This window comes from Legionella anisa, from assembly GCF_001467525.1.
In the GTDB taxonomy this organism is placed as follows: Bacteria; Pseudomonadota; Gammaproteobacteria; order Legionellales; family Legionellaceae; genus Legionella; species Legionella anisa.
Genome location: NZ_LNXS01000054.1, coordinates 431,338 through 452,868 on the forward strand (window position 1 = coordinate 431,338; position 21,531 = coordinate 452,868).

Genomic DNA, 21,531 nt, shown 5'->3' on the forward strand with positions numbered 1-21,531 from the left:
AGGACATAGACTTCTTTCAAAACTCACTACAGCGATTTTCGAAGGAAGGCTAATAAAATTATAGGGAAATAATATATGACCCCAGAGTCGGTAGTTTCTATATTTAGTGAAGGAGTATATTTGATGCTGTTACTTATCAGCGTACTCATTCTTCCTGGTTTAATTGTTGGTGTGATTGTTTCCATGTTTCAAGCGGCAACCCAAATTAATGAAACGAGCCTAAGTTTTATACCCAAATTATTTATTACTTTTTTGATGCTCGTATTTGCAGGTCCCTGGTTACTCAAGATTATTGTGAATTACACAGATTCTTTAATTACCAATATTCCTTATTTAATAGGTTAGCGCAAGATGAAACTGGATTATCCAACAATAATACGGATGATTAGCCAGGTTATTTGGCCAATGGGACGCATTGGCGGGTTATTGCTTACACTACCTGTTTTTTCTTCTATTTTATTACCCCCTCGTATTAAAATTATTTTGCTTTTTGTTTTAAGTTGCGTTTGTGCCTTTATGGTTCCTAAGGAGCTTTCATTTCTGAATTTCAACGGGCTTTTTTTGGCATATATCATACAAGAATTACTTTTTGGTTTATTAATGGGTTTTGTCTTGCAGCTGGTTTTTCAGATTTTTGTTTTGGGAGGACAAATTATTGCGATGCAAGCTGGTCTTGGCTTTGCAGTGATGATGGACCCTGCAAGCCGCGCCAGTGTTCCATTGGTCAGTCAATTCTATTCAATGATGATGACTCTAATATTTTTGGCGCTTAATGGGCATTTAACTGTTTTTGAAACGTTATTGGATAGTTTCAGAATAATGCCCGTAGGACAGCTTTCTGTTACTCAATCCATGGTATGGAGTGTCATTTTATTTTCGGGATGGATGTTCAAACAAGCGATATTGATTTCAATCCCAGCTTTATTGTCTTTGCTGATCGTGAGTCTTGCATTCGGAATTATGTCTCGAGCAGCGCCACAATTAAATATTTTTTCTTTGGGATTCCCCATTACGTTAATTATGGGAATGGTTGTAATTAAGGTGAGTTTACCCAGTGTTGCGATACAAATGGCAGAGCTTATCAAAGAGGGAATGCGTTTTATGACAGGAATGTTGCACTAATGGCTGAGCAAGAACACTCACAAGAAAAAACAGAACAGCCTTCGGCCAAACGACTTAGAGAGGCTCGTAAAAAAGGCCAGGTTGCGCGCTCAAGGGATTTCAATACCACAGTAACGCTACTTTTTACTGCATTGGGATTTCTTATTTTTGGCAAGCAATTAGCTAACCAGCTAACAGCTATGATGCATCATGCATTTGAGTTTGATACTCGCGTTATCATTAATCCTAAAGTAAGTGTTGAGCGTTTATTTTTTTTAGTGAAAATGGGGTTTTGGTCCTTAATGCCCTTATTAGTGGTTATTTTTCTCATTACTTTGGCAGCTCCTTTACTCATGGGTGGGTGGGTTTTTAGTAGTCAAATCTTACAGCCTAAATTTTCGCGACTCAATTTGGTTCAAGGATTTAAAAGAATGATTTCGTTGAAAGGTTTTGTCGAAATGCTCAAATCTTTTTTTAAATTTCTTATCGTAGCAGTTGTCGCTATAGTGGTACTTAAATCACAAATTCCTGTATTACTCAGTTTAGCCCATGCTCCTATTGAAACAGCAATTAGCAGCGGCAGTTTGGTTGTGGTGAAATCATTTGTGTTGATTTCTGCCAGTTTGATTTTGATTGCTGTTTTTGATGTTCCTTTTCAATTGTATGAGCATCAAAAAAGTATGAAAATGACGATGCAAGAATTAAGGGATGAATACAAGGAAATAGAAGGTAAACCCGAAGTAAAAAGCGCTATTCGTCGTGCCCAGCAGGAGATTTCAAGACGGCGTATGATGAATGAAATATCTAAAGCAAACGTGGTTTTAACCAATCCGACTCATTATGCTGTAGCAATCAGTTATAAAGAGAAGAGTCACAAAGCGCCCATAGTAGTTGCAAAGGGTAAGGATTTGATTGCTTTTCAAATTAGTAAAGTTGCAACATCACATCAAATTCCCATTATTTCTGTACCACCTTTGGCGCGTGCCCTTTATTTTTCTACCAAATTAAATGCAGAAATACCTAGAGGCCTTTATATCGCTGTAGCCCAGGTATTAGCTTACGTGTTTCAACTGCGCGATAAAGAGCGTTATGACTACAAACCCGCTGTATTACAGAATGTCCCTATTCCAGAAGAGTTAGTACGCGAAGCAGAGGAGGATGCTAATGAATAAAGCATTGTATTATGTACAATATTGGATGCGTCAAGGTTTAGGAACACCTCTGGTGCTGATCATCATGCTCGGTATGATGATGTTGCCTCTGCCCCCATTTTTATTGGATATTTTTTTTACTTTTAATATTGCTTTATCACTCGTCGTTTTGTTAGCAGTGATTTACAGCGAAAGGCCTTTGGATTTTGCGGTATTCCCAACAGTGATATTACTTGCAACTTTATTACGTTTAACATTAAACGTTGCCTCAACTCGTGTTGTTTTACTCAATGGCTATAAAGGTACTGATGCTGCTGGACATGTGATCCAAGCATTTGGCGAAGTAGTAATTGGTGGTAATTATGCAGTGGGTTTGGTTGTTTTTATTATTTTAGTCGTCATAAATTTTGTTGTAGTCACGAAGGGGGCTGGACGTGTATCTGAAGTAAGCGCGCGCTTCACCTTGGATTCTTTACCTGGAAAGCAAATGGCGATCGATGCCGATCTGAATGCTGGTTTAATTAATCAGGAGCAAGCGATAACACGTCGATTAGAAGTGGCACAGGAAGCAGATTTTTATGGTTCCATGGATGGTGCGAGTAAATTTGTTCGAGGTGATGCAGTGGCTGGGATTTTAATTTTGGCCGTTAACATTATTGGTGGGTTGATTATTGGGGTTTTCCAACATGGAATGAGTGTTTCTGATGCGCTACATAACTATATTTTGTTAACTATCGGTGATGGCTTGGTAGCGCAAGTGCCTTCTTTAGTTTTATCAACTGCTGCTGCGATTATTGTTACTCGAGTTTCCAGCGCACAAAATATGGGGCATGCAGTTATTTCCCAATTGTTTGCCAATCCACGCTCATTAATTATTGCATCAGCTATTATGGGATTGATTGGTATTATTCCTGGAATGCCTCATATTGCGTTTATTTTACTTTCTGCAGGCTTGGGAGGAATTGCTTATTTGTTTCTTCAACAAGATAAAGAAAAACTCAAGGAACAACTCAATCAAGAAAATGAATCTCTTGCTGTTCAAAATCCCAATATTTCTAGCGAATTGTCATGGGATGATGTGAATCCAGTTGATGTGATTAGCCTTGAGGTAGGATATCGTCTGATTCCTTTAGTGGATCAGGCACAAGGGGGTGTTTTACTTTCTCGCATTAAAGGGGTACGAAAGAAAATATCACAAGAGCTTGGCTTTTTAATTCCCTCAGTACACGTGCGTGATAATTTGGATTTAAAACCTAACCATTATCGTATCAGTTTGGCAGGAGTAGTGATGGGGGAGGCTGCAATACATCTTGATCGCTGCCTGGCGATAAATCCGGGACAGATTTTTGGTGAAATTGAAGGAGTAAAAACACTTGATCCGGCTTTTGGTATGGAAGCAGTCTGGATTAATGAAAGTCAAAGAGAGCAAGCGCATACTTTGGGGTATACCGTAGTCGATGCCTCTACTGTTGTTGCAACGCATTTAAGCCAAATATTAGAACACAACAGCCAGCAATTGCTAGGTTATGAAGAAACCCAACAGCTTCTAGACAAACTTGCATTAAGTTCACCCAAATTAGTGAAAGAACTAGTGCCTGACGGTCTTTCATTAGGAATGGTTAGCAAAGTGCTGCAAGGCTTATTGGCGGAGCATATTCCTTTAACGGATATTCGCACTATAGTCGAAACTTTGGCGGAGCTGGCGCCAAAATCTAAGGATACAGAATATTTAATCAGTCAGGTTCGCATCGCCTTATCTCGATTAATTACTCAAAAAATCAGTGGTGTTCATGAGGAACTGCCAATTATTACGCTAAAACCGGAGTTGGAACAATTATTGCAAAACATTATTCAGAGCAGTGGATCAGGAGGCGTAAATTTTGAGCCAGGAATGGCAGATAAAATACAACACTCTCTGACACAATTAGCAATGCAACAGCAGGCGAAACAAGAGAGTTCTGTATTGGTAGTACAGCCGGGAATACGCGCAGTGTTGGCACGATTTGTGCGTAATATATCGCATGACTTTCATGTTTTGTCTTATCAGGAGATTCCTGATAATAAGCAAATAAGAATAGTAGGTACAGTGGGATAGGAGTAACTGAGGGTGTATCACATTGGAATTAGTAGCCTAGGTGTTTGAATGTATCGCGTCATCTACTAAGTTTTAGATAAGGCGCAAGTAAAGTGAGGTGAACGAGTGTACTCAGGTACATGGCTGAGCGGAACGAGCTTGCAACGACGTATAGATCTTAGTGGGTGGCGCTATAGAACCTAGAGTTAAACTTCTCAGTTTTCCCGCAAGCAAGCTACAATTTCTATAAGAGGCATTGCGTGAATAGTGACAAATTTCTTCATAAGCAGGAGGCTTTATGAAATTAAAACGTTTTGTTGCGACCGATACACGCAGCGCTATGAAACAAATTAAAGAGACACTTGGTGCCGATGCCGTTATTTTGTCCAGTCATCATATAGATGGTGGAGTGGAAGTCGTTGCTGCGATTGATTTTGATGAAACAATTCTGTCAACTTCAGCAGCAGTAGCTTGCGCTGAACCAACGAGTCAAGCGAATAAACTCCAAATGCAAACACCTCTTGATGACATGCGTCAGGAGATTCAAACATTAAGAAGTATGCTTGAAGCACAGTTACGGGGAAATGTTGGTGTCCATGAGCCGTTGCATACTGTTTTACTGCAAAAACTTCTCTATCTGGGGATAAGTCATACTACGGCAGCGACTTGGGCATGCTCTGTGCGATCTGATTTAAACCAACAAAAAGGCTGGGAAGCTGTATTGAACCATATTGCAGATCAATTAACTATTTGTGATACACGCAGAATAGAAGAAGGCGGCATTTATGCTTTTGTTGGTCCAACTGGCGTCGGAAAAACGACAACATTGGCCAAAATTGCAGCCCGGTTTACCTTGAGATTTGGAGCCGATAAATTAGGCCTGGTTACTATGGATACCTATAGAATCGCAGCGCAAGAACAACTCATGATGTATGGAAAAATTTTAGGGGTTAAGGTGTGTGTTGCTCAGGATGAAGTTTCTTTGGCGCGAGTATTGCGGCAATTAAATGACAAAAAATTAATTTTGATTGATACCGCCGGAATGAATCCTGCGGATGAGCGAGTTGTAAAACAAATGCATGTTTTGGGTACTTACTTATTGTCGATTTCCAATGTTTTGGTTTTACCTGCAACAAGCCATTATCAAGTGTTAATTGATGCAATAAAACGTTATGGAGTAAATCAAATTGATCAGTGTATTTTGACCAAGCTGGATGAATCATTGGCTGTAGGCGGCGCGTTAAGTGCACTTATTGAGTCGGGTTTAGGTGTGAGCTATCTAACACACGGACAACGTGTACCTGAAGACATTAAAATGGCCACGCGTCATCAGCTAATTGAGTTGTTTTCTGAGCAGGAAGCACAACTGTTTCAGGCGGACAATGTTAGGAAAGCACAGCAAAGTGCTTGGAGAGAATATCATGTCTAAAGTGAATCAAGATATAAGCGATCAAGCTTCTGGTTTGAGAAATCTTTCACGTGCAAAACCGATTAAAGTAATCGCAGTTTCTGCTGGAAAGGGTGGTGTAGGCAAGAGCAATGTTTCTGTCAATTTGGCGGTTGGTTTGGCCCAGCTTAATAAACGAGTCATGCTGCTTGATGCCGACTTAGGATTGGCAAATATTGATATTATGCTGGGATTGCACACTAGATATAATTTATCTCACGTAATGCAGGGAATCTGTCATTTAAGTGACATTATTATGTCAGGGCCTCATGGTGTCCTTGTTATTCCTGCGGCTTCTGGTACAGAGTTTATGACGCAACTCTCTCCTCCAGAGCTTGCTGGAATCATCGATTCATTTAATGAGCTTACCGATGATTTAGACTACATGATTATTGATACTGCTGCTGGTATTTCTGACACAGTTTTAAGTTTTACTCGTTCGTCGCAAGAATTAATTGTTGTTGTGTGTGATGAACCCACCTCATTAACCGATGCATATGCTTTAATTAAAGTAATGAGTAAGCGTTATGAATGGACACGTTTTCATATTTTGGCAAATATGGTGCGGAATGAAAGAGAGGGACGGGAATTATTTAATAAATTATTCAAAGTTTCCGAGCAATTTCTCGAGGTTCAGCTAGACTATTTAGGAGCAGTACCATTTGATGAACACATACACAAGGCAGTGAAAATGCAAAAACCGGTATTAATTGCTTATCCTGATTCTGCTGCTGCTTTAGCACTTAGACAGTTAGCAGATGAAGTATCTGAGTGGCCTCCCAGCGCTTTATTGGGTGGTAATACCAGTTTCTTTTTAGAGCGTTTAGTAGCAGGTGAATTTTAAGGAGATCATTGTGGATGCTTTGGCTGCCTATAGCAAAGTTAACCAGCAAATTCAGGAAACGCTGGTAAAAACTCATGCCTTATTGGTTAAACGCATAGCACATCATTTATTGGGTCGTTTGCCGCAAAGCGTACAACTGGATGATTTAATACAAGCAGGAATGCTCGGATTACTGGAAGCAACACGACATTATGATTCTTCTAAAGGTGCTTCATTTGAAACCTATGCAGGAATTCGCATTAGAGGGTACATGCTTGATGAAGTAAGACGTAATGATTGGGTGCCCCGCTCAGTACATCGCAATGCAAGAATGATTTCGGAAGCGGTTAAAAATGTCGAACATCGGTTAGGAAGAGAAGCTAAGGATTCTGAAATCGCAGCGGAACTTGAAATATCAATTGCTGAATACCATGAAATGTTGCAAGACTCTGTGGGTAGTCATTTGTATGGTTTTGAAGATTTGGGCGTCACTGATGATGCCTTGCATGTTGCAGATGGATACGCTTCTACTGAACCTCATATCAATGTATTGCATAGTGATTTGATGCATCGTTTATCCGAGGTAATTCGTGGACTGCCTCAGAAGGAACGAATGGTACTTTCTTTATATTACGAACAGGATTTAAATCTAAAAGAAATCGGGGAGGTTATTAGCGTTAGCGAATCACGCGTTTCACAGATTCTGAGTCAGGCAATACATCGAATTAAATCACGTTTACCGGAATAAAAAAGAATGGATGCTTTAACTTTAGCAGGGATACTCATTAGTTTTTTAGCTATTACGCTTGGCCAGTTTTTTGAAGGTGGAAGTCTACAGGCTTTAATGAATCTGTCTGCATTAATGATCGTGCTCGGAGGAACAATCGGAGCAGTTATGGTGCAAACACCACTAAATACCTTTAAAAGAGCATTTAAAATTTTGCCTTGGGTTATTACTCCACCCAAACTTGAATTTGAACTTTGCCGTAACAAAATGTTTGATTTGGCACGAAAAGCGCGTCAATTAGGGTTACTTTCTCTAGAAGAACATTTAGAGGTTGAAAAAAATCCGCTTATCAATAAGGGCTTGGAATTGTTAGTTATTGGTGTAGATAAATTCACTATAAGAAAAGTTCTCGAGGACGAAATCGAACGAGTTGAGACTCATGATATCCATGCAGCACAAGTATTTGAAAGTATGGGGGGATACAGCCCAACCATAGGAATTTTGGGGGCAGTGTTGGGTTTGATTCAAGTGATGCGTCATTTATCTGAACCAAATGAATTGGGATTAGGTATTGCAGTAGCTTTCGTAGCTACTATTTACGGGGTTGGAATGGCTAATCTTATTTTTTTGCCTGTAGCAAATAAATTAAAAAGTTGTATTGCTCGTCAGGTGCATTATGACGAAATGATCGTAGAAGGTATAGTTACTATTGCTTCTGGAGAAAGTCCGGGAGTTTTGATGTTAAAACTCAATAATTTTGGCCAGCAGAAGAAGAATGAAAAAAAGAAAAAAAAGAAATGAGCAGCATAATGATCATCATCGCTGGGTTGTCTCATATGCAGATTTCATTACCTTATTATTTGCATTTTTTGTCGTAATGTATGCTATTTCTTCTGTCAATACCTCAAAGTACAAATCACTTTCAGATGGAATGAAATCGGCGTTTAATAAAAAAGATGAGGCTCGAGCCCTTAAATCAACAAAAAATATAAAAGACGGAGTACAAACCACACCATTTCAAGGGCCTTTTCATGATGGGCTTGATGAATTAAATCAAGCGCTCATCGAGTTGCAAGATGGAAATTATAAGATCAACCGGCAGAAAGGTTGGGTGGAGTTGGATATTAAATCAGGAGCTTTATTTGATTCAGGTGATGCAGATTTAAAACCAGAAGCTTTTGTTAAATTAATGCAATTAGCCGCTAAACTTAAAAAATCATCTTCTATTGTTGCAATAGAGGGATATACAGATAATGTTCCTATAGAAACGCCACAATTTCCATCAAACTGGGAACTTTCTGCGATGCGTGCAGCAGTTGTTGGACGTACTTTGAATTCATTTGGGATAGCAACAGATCGTATTTTAGTAACGGGTTATGGTGAGCAATATCCAGTTGCAGATAATGTTACAGAACTAGGGAGATCTGCAAATCGTAGGGTAACTATTATCATCGCATTGAATCGAAACGTACTTCGACTTTTAAACCCTGCGCTAAGCGAACAAGCTCATGGCGTAGTCATTGGGGGTAAAAATATAAAATGATAACTTTTCTTTTAAGCGCAAATGTGGTTGTTTTTTTATTCATAGTGAATTATTTATTGAATCAGCGTAAAAAACTAATTGGTTTCCGAGAGGAGTTGAAAACACAGCAAAAGTTAATTGATCAAATCATAAAAGATCACCCTGTGTTGATTCATGCTGATTTATTATTCTCCAAGCAGTTAAAAGAAATTAATACTCAATTGGTTAGTATGGATAATCAAATTCAGGATTTGGAAAATAAACGAGATAACGATGGCGGATATCGTCATGCTTTGCGTATTTTAGAAATGGGCGGTAATCGCGATGAAATTGTAGAAAGTTGCCATTTATCGCTTGCAGAAGCGGATCTATTAATGAATTTGCAGGCCTATCGGACCGCAATGAAGACTTCATAGCTGTTTTTTTGCCTACTTTCACGGTAAAATCCCAAGTTAATTTTTTATAAAGTTATGCTGGAGCATAATATAGCTGTGCTCACTGCCATTAAGTTAAGGAACTTTGTCATTCCCGCGTAGGCGGGAATCCATCTCTGGATTGGCTTAGGTGTTTGATTAGAGTTGGATCCCCGCCTACGCGGGGATGACGACTTTGCATACGCCTGGACTTAATTTTTAATAGCTGTGAGCCACGGATTAGTGCAGTAGAACCTGGAGTTGTGAAACCAATATTCCCGGATTCCGCTTTCGCTGCATCCAGGCTACATTATAAGAGCATAGACACGATTACTATTTTTTAAGAGACACTTATGTTAGAAGTAAACCAAATTAATCTTAATCTGGTGGAGCTTGATAAGCGAGTAGAAGCGCTTAGGGGGTATCTTTGACTTTGACGCTAAGCGTGAGCGTTTAGAAGAGGTTGTTCGAGAACTGGAATCAGCGACAGTTTGGAATAATCCTGAGATTGCTCAGGCATTAGGACGTGAAAGAACACAGCTAGAATCAGTTGTTTCAACGTTAACTCAATTAGATCAATCCATTACTGATTTGAGTGAATTGTTTGAGATTGCGCGTGAGGAAGGTGACGAGCAAACGATTAATGAGATTGGCGAAGAATTACACTCCATTGAGCAAAAGGTGGGTGATTTAGAGTTTCGCCGTATGTTTTCCGGAACAATGGATGACTCGAATGCTTATTTAGATATTCAGTCAGGTTCGGGTGGTACAGAAGCACAAGACTGGGCGGAAATGATATTGCGCATGTATTTGCGTTGGGGAGAGCAGCATGGATTCGAGCCTGAACTAATCGAATGTTCTCCAGGAGATGTTGCAGGTATTAAAAGTGCTACGATTTACTTTAAAGGAGAGTACGCTTTTGGATGGCTGCGTACCGAAAGCGGAGTGCATCGCTTAGTACGAAAATCCCCTTTTGATTCAGGAAACAGACGGCATACCTCTTTTGCAGCAGTATTTGTTTCGCCTGAAATTGATGATGATATTGATATAGAAATTAATCCGGCTGATTTGCGTATTGATACATACCGAGCGTCCGGGGCTGGAGGTCAGCATGTGAACCGAACTGATTCGGCAGTACGAATTACTCATGCACCAACTGGGATTGTAGTACAATGTCAGAATGATCGAAGCCAGCATCGCAATAAAGATCAGGCAATGAAACAGCTGCGTGCCAAGTTATATGAATTGGAAATACAAAAGAAAAATGCAGAGCAGCAAGCATTGGAAGCCAGTAAATCAGATATAGGTTGGGGATCTCAAATTCGTTCATACGTATTGGATCAATCTCGTATTAAGGATCTGCGCACCGGTGTTGAAACGAGCAATACACAAGCAGTATTGGACGGGGCATTGGATCAGTTTATTGAAGCCAGTTTAAAGGCGGGAGTAGGGCAGCATGAGTGAAGAACAAATTGAACATATTGATGAGAGTGAAGTTTATAGTATTCGTAAACAAAAATTGGCTGAATTACGTACAAAAGGGTTTAATTTCCCAAACCAGTTTCGTCGTGAACATTTAGCTCAGGAAATCATAAAACATTATGATTCATTAGATAAGGAAACTTTAGCACAACAGCATGCTAAGGTCAGTGTAGCCGGCCGTATCGTATTGAGACGTATTATGGGAAAGGCCAGCTTTTTTCATATTCAAGATGTTTCTGGGCGGCTTCAAGTGTATATCCGAGCAAACGACCTTCCCGAGCAGTATGAAGAGTTTAAGCATTGGGATTTGGGCGATATTGTTGGGGTTAAAGGTGAGCTATTTAAAACAAATACAGGTGAGCTTACAGTCAATGCAGAGCATATTGAATTATTAACTAAGTCATTGCGGCCTTTACCTGATAAATTTCATGGTTTAGCTGATCAAGAAGTAAAATACCGTAAACGCTATGTGGATTTAATTGCCAATGATGAAAGTCGCCATACTTTTTTAATGCGTTCGCGATTAGTTCAAGCGTTTAGACAATTTATGGACCAACACTATTTTCTAGAAGTAGAAACACCGATGATGCATCCTATCCCAGGTGGTGCTATGGCTCGTCCTTTTGTTACGCATCATCATACTCTGGATATGACTATGTATTTGCGTATCGCGCCTGAACTTTATTTGAAACGACTTGTTGTGGGTGGATTTGAGCGTGTTTATGAAATTAATCGCAATTTCCGTAATGAGGGGATATCAACACGCCATAATCCAGAATTTACTATGGTTGAATTCTATCAAGCCTATGCGGATTATAAGGATTTGATGAATTTTACTGAGGAATTACTGTGCTATCTCTGTGATACTGTTTTGAAAAAACGTCAGGTTGAATACCAAGGCCAAATCATTGACTTTAGCAAGCCATTTGTACGTATGACAGTGAAAGAAGCAATTTTACATTATCATCCAGAAATCGATGCGAAAGAGCTTGAAAGTGTAGTGAGTTGCCGTGCAATATTGCAGAAAAAAGGATTTCCTTTTAAAGAAAGTGATGGTTTAGGCAAGTTACAAATCATATTGTTTGAAGAAACGGTTGAGCATCAATTATTTCAGCCTACTTTTATTACAGGTTATCCTACTGAAATATCACCTTTGGCACGCCGTAGTGATAATAACCCAGAAGTGACTGACCGCTTTGAATTTTTTATTGCTGGCCGAGAAATTGCGAATGGGTTTTCTGAATTAAACGATGCGGAAGATCAGGCAGAACGTTTTCGTAAACAAGTTGAAGAAAAGGATGCCGGTGACTTGGAAGCCATGCATTTTGATAGTGATTATATCGAAGCTCTGGAATATGGATTGCCTCCCACGGCAGGAGAAGGTATAGGTATTGATCGGTTGGTCATGCTATTTACAAATTCGCAGTCAATCCGGGATGTTATTTTGTTCCCTCATTTACGACAATAAATAGAGTGGCTAGCGAGTAAAGAATAATTTTATAGCTTTGGTTGTTAAAGATGTTCTAACAGGTTTTTGAGAGAATCAAAAATTACTCTGCTATGGTTTTCTTTAACCACTGCCATCGAGTTAAAACTACGTTTTTTACCTACGCCCGCCCCCCACGACTTGTTCGCGGGGTTGCCCGCGGGAGTAAGGTCAAGAACCATTAAGTTAATGTGTCTCTAGAGCCAGACTATGTGATTATGAGTTCTTATTAAGCACTGTTTTCAAATATAAGAAATAAAAAATCAAAAAATAATAATAAATTATCAGGTGACTTATGTTTGTTACTCATTTCCAGAGGGCAATTACATACCTTAGAGAAGCCCAGGAAATCGCATTATTTACCATCCTGGCTGATGCAAGGCTGTCTGCGATATTTCGTACATCACCTTTATTTTATATCACATTGCCTTTTATAGGTTTTTTACTGACTGTAAATGCTTTAATAAATGGCTATCGCCTTGCAAAAGCCAGCAATCGCAATTTGGATCGCTGGTTCCTTTTTGCTGCTTCTGCAGTTTGTGCGGTTTTGGCAAGTACAGCACTCTATGGAGCAGCAATAGCGATGGCTTTTGGATATAGTTTTACTGCAGCTCCTTGGTTTTTTACCAGCAGTTTAATTGTGGCATGGGGGCATCAGTTCGTCATGTTTGGACTCAATTTATATAGAGCTTTTGAGTCCCCTCCAAATAGTATTCAACGCATGCATTATATCCAGGCAGCATTGAGTAATTTGTTTGCTATGACGCTTTTAGCTTCTGCTTTAGGGGCGGTTGTTTTTACTCTGCTTTTTCCTATTGCTCCTGCTGTAGGTACTCTATTTGCACTGACTGCAGTCTTTTTGACTGGTCTTGATATATTGTGGCATGTGGCTCCTCATGCTTTAAAAAGAACAATCAAAGGATGGTTTCATTTGAGCAAGCCCGATGTGGCTCAGGATGCAATTGCAAATCAGGAGGAGATCTTAAAACTTAAAAATTTAAAAGAAGGTGAACCAAAACATCATAGGATGTTTACATGCCATGATTACAGTGCGGTGATTCGTACCATGGAGATAGGGGCGATTAAGCCTTATCTGTTAAAGCTGATACAGAATAAATTGCAAATATTAGGACAAAAAGTTGATCCAGAAAATGAAAAAATCAAAGATAAAGTTTCCTTATTAATCGTACTGAAAAATGCAATAGAAAATCCTCAAGAAATTTCTAAAAAAGAGATGTTAGCAACGTATCCTTTAGCGTTCCAAAGTTTTTGGACAGAAAAAGGTGATGTGGAGCAAATATTAGATGCGGTCATTGTGTCTCAGAGCAGACATCGACTTATGGAAGAAAATAATCAGTTGTCCATGATAATTGGATGAAAATATATCAATTATATATAAAATTATATATAATGAGTGAATTATATTCTTTTTGAAGCAGAAATTGATGTGGATTGAGAAACGATTTTCCATGTTCCATTCTTCGTCATGTTACTTTGTTATGATCTATAATTAACGTATGCGTTAACAAAATGATCGAGCAATAAAGGAGAATTTTATATGCCTTTGGAATATCGATCGATTACAGCAAATTGCGGTAATGATACTCTTGGTTCAAATGCCTGTGAAGAAATCAGTCAGTTACTCATAGATGATAAGGCTGATTTTTTTGTTATTAATTGTCAAGAAGCTCATTTTGAAAATACTCGAAAGCAGTTAGAAGACATGCTCCCAGAAGGTTATAATGTAAAATGCTTAAGTCAGATTGCAACCCATACTAAATTGGATACACAGGTTTTCTCTACGACAGGAATGGCAACCTTTGTTATTTATAGGGAGGGCTTAGAGGTAAATGTTGAAGGTAAGCCAGTAGAAGCTAGACGAGAGAACAGTAGATTGAGTGGCTCGGGATATAATAAAGGAGGCCTGGTTACTGATTTTACTGTACAACGAAGTGGGGACAGTGAAAGTATTAAGGTACAAGCAGTTACTGGTCATTTGGATGCGGGGGATGTAGTAAAACGCAACCAAGATTGGTTGAATCTCTATAGAGCGACTGTTAAAGATGTTACAAGCTGGGAAGAGCTTGTTGATGCTTGTCCTGATTTATTGCTTTCGGGATATGATGCAAATACCCGAAACAAATTTAATAAGCAGAATAATGTCGAGACTAAGATTTGGGATAATCCTGATGAGTATCCTGAACTACACGCGCTTCATCTTGTTTCCATGGGAGCAGCCAAGTACAGCACAGATGAAACCTATAGTCATACAAAAATAGATCAAGAAACAGGTGAAGAAGTAATCGCTGATTCAAAACGTGAAGGTGATGCAGCACGTGGTACACTTGATTTTGTGACTATCTATGACGGTAATATAAATAAAAATGAATCAAGGAAAGAACTAGATAAGGGAGCTATGGTAGTTCAGGTTGGAATAGATCCTGGTTCTAAACGTGATCATCATGTGATTATCAGTCCTCCTCAAACATCCATAACTCTTAATGAGTTTGACCGTGTCAAAAATCTAATGGCCACTCGTTTATTTGGCGTTGCTCCAGATGTAGCCGCTAAAATTTTAGCAATAACTGAGGGTAATAATGAGGATGATAAAGAAAAAGCTAAAACGCAATTGGTAGAATACTATAAACAGTATTTAGGCCCTAATGGGTTCTTAGATAGGGCTATGGATTTACATATACGTAAATTGGAATGTTTTCAGCGGATAATGAATAATCCACAAAATAAGGACTTAGAGGAAGTACTTAAAAAAACTTTGTTTGGCGAACTCGAATGGTGTGCGGGTAATCCAAAACAATTAGAAGCCAAACAAGAGCTAATGGAGAAGTTCCTCGACTCATTGGATGAGTGTGAGCACGCGGAAGGGATTAATGCTCGTTTGGTTTGTTATCTTGATCTGAAAGAAAAGATAGCCAAGAATGAAGAAATAAATGCGGCTGATGCTTTCAAGAATTCAGCTGTTGAAGTGTATCAAAATTATTATATTATCTTTACAACAGCATTAGAACAAAAAACGAAAGAGAACCCTCAGCTTCAAGTAGCAATGGAAAAAATATTAAAACGGCTTGATGCAATTGCTGATCATAGTAATGAAGAGGCATTAAAAGGTCTGGATCCAAAAAAATTGGATACACTTACCCATATCGTTGCTCAGTGTGATAATAGTCTAACTTTGTTACAGGCAGGTGCAATCGAGGAAATGGAAAAAATTAATGAGGAATTAATGAGTCTTTCTCATGAGGCAATGGGAAGTTCTTCTCCAGTATGGAGAGCTTTGGCTGGTGCGGTGAAGTTCTTTGTGACTCTGGTTGCCAATATAACATCCGACGTAACGTTGACTGACAAGGTAGGGATGGTCCAAGATAAAAAATTATCCAAATCTATAGACGAATATAAATCTGCTCTTAAAGAAATACTTCCTCAAGAAGAAGAAAGCGATCACTTGCATAATAATCTGCTTTAAAACTTGTAGGTAATCCAAGAGAGATTTAGGATTTTATTTACATAATGATCTATGAGAAGATCAACGCAAAAGAACTACTTGCTGCCATTAAGATTAAATGATGAAAAAATCGAATAAAGATAAAGTTTATGAAGCATATGATGAGCTCATTGATTGGTTTGATGTGCATCGCAATAAAGAACTCCTTATGGAGCAATTTTATTTGCAGCAAATAAAAAAACATTTTCCCCGTGGTGGGAGTGTTTTGGATATTGGTTGTGGTACTGGAGAACCTATTGCAAAATTTCTTATTGAAGAAGGTTATGAGTTAACCGGTGTTGATGCCAGCCAAAAGATGATTGAGCGCTGTAAACAAAATTTTCCAAATGCTCAATGGATTTTAGCCGATATGCGAACGATGGAATTGACTAAACAGTTCGATATTGTTATTGCGTGGCATAGTTTTTTCCATTTACCGCAAGCGGATCAAAGAAGTACATTGAATTTATTTTCTTCCTTGGTTAAACCAAAAGGTTTGTTACTTTTTACTTCGGGACCCGAGGCAGGAGAGGTTTGGGGTGAAAATGGTGGTTATGATTTATATCATGCTTCATTGGATACCAAAGAGTACGAAACTATTTTAAATAAGAACCACTTGCAAGTTTTGGTGCATAAGGTTAACGATCCAGATTGTGGAGAGGCAACTGTTTGGCTTGCCCAGAAGAATTAAATTTAGATGTAGCCTGGGTGCAGCGCAGCGAAAGCCGGGATCTTGCCAGACATCATAACCCGGGTTTTGCTGCGCTGCACTCAGGCTACGAAACTACAAAACATTGAATTAATTTAACTGCAAACTATCCATATTCTGGGAGGATAAAGTAGGATTATCATCGGTTTTAAGTCCAAAAAAAGTTTGGCTTGTGGTTACCAGTAATACTTGAGATTTTGTTTGTTGTAGCTTCTCTGCTTCTTCATCGATGGATGTATCTTGAGGTGCTAATTTTCTTGCCTCACTAAGAGATTTCTCTGCTTCGTCCCAATTTTTTTCAAATCGATAACAACAGGCTATATTTAACCATGCATCTGCTTGATCTTGTGCGTCATTCGTTCGTTCAAGAATCGTAGTAAACTTTTTTCTTGCCTCCATGTACATTCCTTGTTTGAATGAACACATGCCTATTTGATTGAGTGCTGGCATATGATTTTGATCTAATTCGAGAACTAAGCCATATAATTCCTGCGCTTTTTTATACTCTTCATTTTGGTACAGGTGATGTCCAAATTGGGCATAACACTCAGCAAGATTTTCGGTAATTACATTGTTCAATGATAAGTCATCTTTCTGACAGTGTGCTAATGCTTCACAATAATAGTAAATGGAACACATAAAATTCACGCTTATGTCTTCCTGAGTCTTTTTTTCTTTGGATAATTTTTTAAGTAGATCGATATACTGTTCGTGCCAGCTAGCAGCTGTATGTAATAACATAGGATTATCAGCGCATATTTTTAAAGCTGAAGAGAGCGCAATATGAGCATTTTTCAGTAAAGTAAAACAATTTTCTAAATGGGACTCAAGATAATCTTGAGACAGTCTCATATAACTTAAGCCCAAATTGTGTCGTGCTGAAACACAATTTAAGTCATTTTCTATTGCAGCAAAGTAATAGGTAACGGCTACTTCATTTTTATTGTTGGCAGCATAGCATTGTCCTAGAAGATCAAAGGCATGAGATCTATTTTCCTGCGTTGTTAGATTTCTCGTTAATTCAATAAACTGATTTAGATAAAAAATAGCCTCTTTTTTGTCATCAGATAAAAAGCAGGTCTTTCCTAAAAGAAAGTAGGTTTCTGGGACTTCAGGGTTATTGCTAATCGCTTGAAGAAACAGGTTTTTAGCTTGTACGTATTCACTTTTTTTAAAAGCTTCCACGCCTTGTAAGTGAAACGAATTAAACATATTTGCCATCCTGTAGAGTAGTTAAATGTTTTTACGTCCTGTCTGCTAAACCAACCTAAAATTTAGAATATAATAAACAAGTGCATTTTAATAGTTATGGAACAAATGGGAACACTTTAGGGCAACAATACTTGGCATTAGTGGTGTATCAGGTGTTGGGAAATCAACTCTTGCTGCAACTCTTGGGCAAATTTTATTCTCAATGGCGAGCATACAACCGGACTTCAAGTACAATTAATCCTGCAATTTTTAAATCAAGGAAAAACAGGGAATGCAAACAAATCCTATTATCGAGCTCAATCTTTGGTTGGCAAGTGAGCAAAAGACTGGAGCGCCTAATCCGAGTCACGCCATTTTATCCTCTACCTCATTGGATGGAGCGCCACATAGCCGTGTTGTCGCTATTCGTGACATTTCAGATGAAGGAATTTTATTTTTTACTCAAAAAGGTACTCGCAAAGTAAGCGAATTGAAAAACAATCCTCAAGTAAGTCTTGTGTTCTGGTTAGAACTGTTACAACGAGAAGTGATTATTGAGGGTAAGGCTTTATTTCTAAATCATGCCGAGAATCAAAATTATTGGAGCAGCTATCCACAATGGGCGCAAATTCGCTTTTTAAGTTATGCGCCTACATCTATGCAAGTGATTGAGAGCAAAGAAATTCTTGAAAAAAAACGCCAAAAGATTGAGGATTCATTTCTAAATAAATCTATCCCTATAAGCCCTGAATATTGTGGTTACCGTATCCAACCTGAACGCATGGTATTCTATGCATACCGACACGATGAACTATCCGATGTTTGGGAATATGTTTTACAAAATAATGAATGGCATTTACAGCGATTGTCACCCTAAAAAAAATGACTCGATCTGATTCAATTTACTCAGGGTGCTCCGTTTCATTTATGATCCGTGCTGTCAGCTTACATTTCAGAATAATTTGGTCCACCTCCGCCTTCTGGTGCATGCCACACTATATTTTGTCGAGGATCTTTTATGTCGCAGGTTTTACAATGAACGCAGTTTTGGGCATTAATTTGTAATCTAGGACCTTTTTCTTCTTCAACTATTTCATATACACCTGCAGGACAATATCGACCTTCCGGGAATGCATAGGTTGTTAAATTGACATCAATTGCCAGTTGAGGTTTTTTCAATACGAGATGGCAGGGCTGATTTTCCTCATGATAGGTATTCGATAAAAAAACAGATGAAAGTCTGTCAAAAGTAAGAACTCCATCGGGTTTAGGATAATTTATTTTCTTTGCTTTGCTTGCCGGAATTAAAGTATCGTAATCGGCATGATTGGTTAAGGTCCATGGGGAGTGTCCACGCGTAATGTATGTTTCAAAAGCTGCATTGATCAAGCCTGGAATTAAGCCGTATTTAAATCCTGGCCTTATATTGCGTACTGTATAGAGTTCTTTATCCAGCCAGGAACTTTTGATTTTCTCTGGATAACTCGTTAATTCAAATGGGGTAGGGTTTTCTTGTTGCAGTGCTTCAAAGCATGCTTCTGCGGCAAGCATGCCAGATTGCATTGCCATATGTATTCCTTTAATTTTAGGTACGTTAAGAAAACCTGCAGCATCACCAATCAATGCGCCGCCCGGAAAAGTGAGTTTTGGTAAAGATTGCCATCCCCCTTCATTCAGGGCTCGTGCGCCATAACTGATTCGATCACCTCCAGTTAAAGTAGGTTGAACGAGTGGGTGTGTTTTAAAGCGCTGGAATTCTGCAAAAGGATTTAACCATGGATTTTTATAATCCAGCCCGACTACAAAACCAATAGCAACGCGTTGTTTTGATAGATGATACATAAATGAACCACCATATGTGATGTGATCCATTGGCCAGCCTACAGTATGAATGACGAGTCCTGGCTTATGTTGTTCCGCTTTGACCTGCCATATTTCTTTTATTCCTAGCCCGTAAGTTTGTGGATTCGCTTTATCCCTTAAGTGGTAACGTGCCATCAAACTTTGGCTAAGTTGTCCGCGACACCCTTCGGCAAATAAAGTCTGTTTGGCAAGAAGATGCATACCAGGTTGATAATTATTTGTTTTCTCTTTATTTTTGTCGAGCCCCACGCTCCCAGTTGCTACACCAATTACCTGATTGTGATCGTTATAGAGTGTGTGAGCTGCGGCAAAGCCAGGATAGATTTCACATCCCAGGGACTCAGCCTGTTGTGCGAGAAACATGCAAAGCTCACCTAGACTAATAATATAATTTCCTTCATTATGCATGGGCTTTGGGGTAGGGAGCTTATAGGAGTTTTTTGAGGTCAGAAAATAGAAGCGATCTTCGCTTACGGCGGTATCGAGAGGTGCCTCTTGCCAGGTATCTGGAAGTAACTCTTTAAGGCTTCTAGGTTCTAGAACAGCTCCAGAAAGAATATGCGCTCCAACTTGAGCTCCTTTTTCCAAAATACAAACAGATAATTCTTTTTCCGCAGCTATAGCAAGCTGTTTCAATTTAATCGCGGCAGATAACCCCGCCGGTCCTGCACCGACGATGATTACATCAAATTCCATGGTTTCGTGTTCCACACGCGCTCCTGACTGTGATTATAAAAAGATAAAATAATCGCTTTTCTATGCTTTAAGATCAAGATTTATATTGAAAATTGTGCACAGAACATAGAAGAATATAATAATTATGTTATTACAGAACATGTAGCCTGGGTGCAGCGCAGCGAAACCCGAGTTTTCCTGGCACAGATTTCCCCGGGTTCCGCTGCGCTGCACCCAGGCTACAATAAATCGAGCAATTAAATTGAATTTTGATAATCATTTTCACAACAATCCGTTGTTGAAGAAACAGCTGTGGCGGCTGAGCGAGTAAATAACGAAATAATGCTGTGTGGAAAACTAAGAGCCGTTAGCAATACCCCTGCAACAGTTCCAAGAAGTGTTAAACCTGTTAGCGCAAGGCTGTTGGCGACTCCCTCCAATGCCGTATTACGATATTCAGCATTCATCATTATAATTGATAAAAGTCCAAGTAACGTGAATCCAACAAAGTAACACGCAGCCATAAGTACGGTAAATGCCATAAATGCTGTTCCAATTGCAGATGCTGTAGGATACCATAGCGGTGCAAGTAATCCGCCTGCAAATTCCTGACCATCTTGATAGCGAGTGAAAAAACCGGGGCGTTCTCGATAGGTGCTTACTGTCCGTTCAATGACTCCTGAAAGATAGTTTTCATCCTGTGCTTCATCGTTTAAATCCAATATTTCACTGATTTCAGTCCAGCCAATTAAGTTTAACATAAAATCCTCTTTATGATTCAGCTTTGCGCAGAGTATCTAATTTAATTAATAGAGTCAAATGGTTAACTTGATTCAAATCGGTTACACATGATGCTTTTTTTATCGAATATATTTTAGATTTCCCGAATAAGAGTAAGATAAAAGAAGTAACAGAATTTAACAAAATAAGCTAAACTGATTGTAGATATTCAAAAGGAGTTTGTTAATGAAAACAGTATTTGGTTTATTGCTTCTTAGTTTTTCCATGATGGGCTATGCTGATGATAATTTAACCATGAATGTTAATGTGGATGAGCCAAGTTTTGTAGTAACTTTACCAGCAAATCCAACTACAGGATTTCAATGGTCGGTTGTGCGCTTTGATAAGAATTTATTAACACTCCGAAGTAGTACTTATGAAAGACCGAAGACTGATCTTATCGGTGCCGGTGGGCAAATGAATTTCACTTTTGGATTACAGAAAAGTAAAAGTTATCCAGAAAATACGATCATTGTATTTAAATATGCCCGTTCCTGGGAGCCTGATACTGCAACCCTGAAAAGTATTAAAGTAAATTTCGTAAAAGCAGATGGTAATTAATTGTAATGTAGTAGTGTAGCCTGGGTG

The 21,531-nt window shown here is 38.8% G+C and carries 20 protein-coding genes; 17 read left to right on the forward strand and 3 right to left on the reverse strand.

Annotation, left to right across the window (positions count from 1 at the left end; all coding sequences use genetic code 11):
* The first annotated feature begins 75 nt into the window (after positions 1-75).
* From fliQ to Lani_RS18385, 15 genes are all read left to right on the forward strand, one after another.
* A complete protein-coding gene (gene fliQ / locus Lani_RS18315) occupies positions 76-345 on the forward strand; it encodes a flagellar biosynthesis protein FliQ (RefSeq protein ID WP_040522301.1) in 270 nt (89 codons plus the stop codon).
* Positions 346-351: 6 nt separating this feature from the next.
* Positions 352-1,122, forward strand: a complete 771-nt coding sequence (fliR, locus tag Lani_RS18320; protein WP_019233204.1) for a flagellar biosynthetic protein FliR — start codon at positions 352-354, stop codon at positions 1,120-1,122.
* Positions 1,122-2,273, forward strand: coding sequence for a flagellar biosynthesis protein FlhB (gene flhB, locus Lani_RS18325; RefSeq protein WP_019233203.1), 1,152 nt, complete (start codon positions 1,122-1,124; stop codon positions 2,271-2,273). The genes fliR and flhB overlap by 1 nt, the downstream gene beginning before the upstream one ends.
* Positions 2,266-4,347 (forward strand): flagellar biosynthesis protein FlhA, encoded by a 2,082-nt coding sequence (gene flhA, locus Lani_RS18330; RefSeq protein ID WP_019233202.1) that lies wholly within the window; start codon positions 2,266-2,268, stop codon positions 4,345-4,347. Before flhB ends, flhA begins: the two co-directional genes overlap by 8 nt.
* A gap of 277 nt (positions 4,348-4,624) precedes the next feature.
* Positions 4,625-5,755, forward strand: coding sequence for a flagellar biosynthesis GTPase FlhF (flhF, locus tag Lani_RS18335; protein WP_019233201.1), 1,131 nt, complete (start codon positions 4,625-4,627; stop codon positions 5,753-5,755).
* Entirely contained in the window at positions 5,748-6,617 is an 870-nt protein-coding gene (locus Lani_RS18340; protein ID WP_019233200.1) for a MinD/ParA family protein, read from the forward strand. The genes flhF and Lani_RS18340 overlap by 8 nt, the downstream gene beginning before the upstream one ends.
* Before the next feature lie 10 nt (positions 6,618-6,627).
* Complete coding sequence (locus Lani_RS18345) at positions 6,628-7,344, forward strand: RNA polymerase sigma factor FliA (RefSeq protein WP_019233199.1); 717 nt, start codon at positions 6,628-6,630, stop codon at positions 7,342-7,344.
* 6 nt (positions 7,345-7,350) lie between these two features.
* Positions 7,351-8,124, forward strand: a complete 774-nt coding sequence (locus Lani_RS18350; protein ID WP_058388743.1) for a flagellar motor protein — start codon at positions 7,351-7,353, stop codon at positions 8,122-8,124.
* Positions 8,099-8,866 carry a flagellar motor protein MotB gene (locus tag Lani_RS18355; RefSeq protein ID WP_058388744.1) on the forward strand — a complete coding sequence of 256 codons (768 nt, stop codon included), beginning with the start codon at positions 8,099-8,101 and terminating at the stop codon, positions 8,864-8,866. The genes Lani_RS18350 and Lani_RS18355 overlap by 26 nt, the downstream gene beginning before the upstream one ends.
* Positions 8,863-9,261, forward strand: a complete 399-nt coding sequence (locus tag Lani_RS18360) for a DUF2802 domain-containing protein (protein ID WP_019233197.1) — start codon at positions 8,863-8,865, stop codon at positions 9,259-9,261. Before Lani_RS18355 ends, Lani_RS18360 begins: the two co-directional genes overlap by 4 nt.
* Before the next feature lie 350 nt (positions 9,262-9,611).
* A protein-coding gene (prfB, locus tag Lani_RS18365) for a peptide chain release factor 2 (RefSeq protein ID WP_103030574.1) occupies positions 9,612-10,722 on the forward strand; the annotation gives its coding sequence in 2 pieces (ribosomal slippage) (positions 9,612-9,686 and positions 9,688-10,722; 1,110 coding nt in all).
* The gene (lysS, locus tag Lani_RS18370) at positions 10,715-12,208 is read left to right on the forward strand and encodes a lysine--tRNA ligase (protein WP_019233195.1); all 1,494 of its coding nucleotides are present in this window, start codon (positions 10,715-10,717) and stop codon (positions 12,206-12,208) included. Before prfB ends, lysS begins: the two co-directional genes overlap by 8 nt.
* A 313-nt stretch (positions 12,209-12,521) precedes the next feature.
* A complete protein-coding gene (locus tag Lani_RS18375; RefSeq protein ID WP_019233194.1) occupies positions 12,522-13,604 on the forward strand; it encodes a hypothetical protein in 1,083 nt (360 codons plus the stop codon).
* A gap of 180 nt (positions 13,605-13,784) precedes the next feature.
* Complete coding sequence (locus Lani_RS18380; protein WP_019233193.1) at positions 13,785-15,707, forward strand: exonuclease/endonuclease/phosphatase family protein; 1,923 nt, start codon at positions 13,785-13,787, stop codon at positions 15,705-15,707.
* A gap of 100 nt (positions 15,708-15,807) precedes the next feature.
* A complete protein-coding gene (locus Lani_RS18385) occupies positions 15,808-16,416 on the forward strand; it encodes a class I SAM-dependent methyltransferase (protein WP_019233192.1) in 609 nt (202 codons plus the stop codon).
* Between the two features lie 108 nt (positions 16,417-16,524).
* Here Lani_RS18385 and Lani_RS18390 read toward each other — a convergent pair whose 3' ends face one another.
* The gene (locus Lani_RS18390) at positions 16,525-17,646 is read right to left on the reverse strand and encodes a tetratricopeptide repeat protein (RefSeq protein ID WP_019233191.1); all 1,122 of its coding nucleotides are present in this window, start codon (positions 17,644-17,646) and stop codon (positions 16,525-16,527) included.
* A 271-nt stretch (positions 17,647-17,917) separates the two neighbouring features.
* On the opposite strand from Lani_RS18390, the gene Lani_RS18395 reads away from it, so the two are divergent.
* Positions 17,918-18,502: a pyridoxine/pyridoxamine 5'-phosphate oxidase gene (locus Lani_RS18395; RefSeq protein WP_019233190.1), complete on the forward strand. Its 585-nt coding sequence runs from the start codon at positions 17,918-17,920 to the stop codon at positions 18,500-18,502.
* Positions 18,503-18,570: 68 nt separating this feature from the next.
* On the opposite strand, the gene Lani_RS18400 is transcribed toward Lani_RS18395, so the two are convergent.
* Positions 18,571-20,199: an electron transfer flavoprotein-ubiquinone oxidoreductase gene (locus Lani_RS18400; RefSeq protein ID WP_019233189.1), complete on the reverse strand. Its 1,629-nt coding sequence runs from the start codon at positions 20,197-20,199 to the stop codon at positions 18,571-18,573.
* Positions 20,200-20,420: 221 nt separating this feature from the next.
* Positions 20,421-20,924: a hypothetical protein gene (locus Lani_RS18405; protein WP_019233188.1), complete on the reverse strand. Its 504-nt coding sequence runs from the start codon at positions 20,922-20,924 to the stop codon at positions 20,421-20,423.
* A 205-nt stretch (positions 20,925-21,129) separates the two neighbouring features.
* Between Lani_RS18405 and Lani_RS18410 the strand changes: the two genes are divergently transcribed.
* Positions 21,130-21,504, forward strand: coding sequence for a protease inhibitor I42 family protein (locus Lani_RS18410; RefSeq protein WP_019233187.1), 375 nt, complete (start codon positions 21,130-21,132; stop codon positions 21,502-21,504).
* Positions 21,505-21,531 lie beyond the last annotated feature (27 nt).

Excerpts from the sequence above, each read along its gene's own strand:
- flhF (WP_019233201.1), top strand. The coding sequence starts at position 4,625 with ATGAAATTAAAACGTTTTGTTGCGACCGATACACGCAGCGCTATGAAA.
- Lani_RS18390 (WP_019233191.1), bottom strand. The coding sequence starts at position 17,646 with ATGTTTAATTCGTTTCACTTACAAGGCGTGGAAGCTTTTAAAAAAAGT.
- Lani_RS18355 (WP_058388744.1), top strand. The coding sequence starts at position 8,099 with ATGAAAAAAAGAAAAAAAAGAAATGAGCAGCATAATGATCATCATCGC.
- lysS (WP_019233195.1), top strand. The coding sequence starts at position 10,715 with ATGAGTGAAGAACAAATTGAACATATTGATGAGAGTGAAGTTTATAGT.
- fliR (WP_019233204.1), top strand. The coding sequence starts at position 352 with ATGAAACTGGATTATCCAACAATAATACGGATGATTAGCCAGGTTATT.
- Lani_RS18350 (WP_058388743.1), top strand. The coding sequence starts at position 7,351 with ATGGATGCTTTAACTTTAGCAGGGATACTCATTAGTTTTTTAGCTATT.
- flhB (WP_019233203.1), top strand. The coding sequence starts at position 1,122 with ATGGCTGAGCAAGAACACTCACAAGAAAAAACAGAACAGCCTTCGGCC.
- Lani_RS18340 (WP_019233200.1), top strand. The coding sequence starts at position 5,748 with ATGTCTAAAGTGAATCAAGATATAAGCGATCAAGCTTCTGGTTTGAGA.
- Lani_RS18360 (WP_019233197.1), top strand. The coding sequence starts at position 8,863 with ATGATAACTTTTCTTTTAAGCGCAAATGTGGTTGTTTTTTTATTCATA.
- Lani_RS18380 (WP_019233193.1), top strand. The coding sequence starts at position 13,785 with ATGCCTTTGGAATATCGATCGATTACAGCAAATTGCGGTAATGATACT.
- Lani_RS18385 (WP_019233192.1), top strand. The coding sequence starts at position 15,808 with ATGAAAAAATCGAATAAAGATAAAGTTTATGAAGCATATGATGAGCTC.
- fliQ (WP_040522301.1), top strand. The coding sequence starts at position 76 with ATGACCCCAGAGTCGGTAGTTTCTATATTTAGTGAAGGAGTATATTTG.
- Lani_RS18410 (WP_019233187.1), top strand. The coding sequence starts at position 21,130 with ATGAAAACAGTATTTGGTTTATTGCTTCTTAGTTTTTCCATGATGGGC.
- Lani_RS18395 (WP_019233190.1), top strand. The coding sequence starts at position 17,918 with ATGCAAACAAATCCTATTATCGAGCTCAATCTTTGGTTGGCAAGTGAG.
- Lani_RS18375 (WP_019233194.1), top strand. The coding sequence starts at position 12,522 with ATGTTTGTTACTCATTTCCAGAGGGCAATTACATACCTTAGAGAAGCC.
- flhA (WP_019233202.1), top strand. The coding sequence starts at position 2,266 with ATGAATAAAGCATTGTATTATGTACAATATTGGATGCGTCAAGGTTTA.
- Lani_RS18405 (WP_019233188.1), bottom strand. The coding sequence starts at position 20,924 with ATGTTAAACTTAATTGGCTGGACTGAAATCAGTGAAATATTGGATTTA.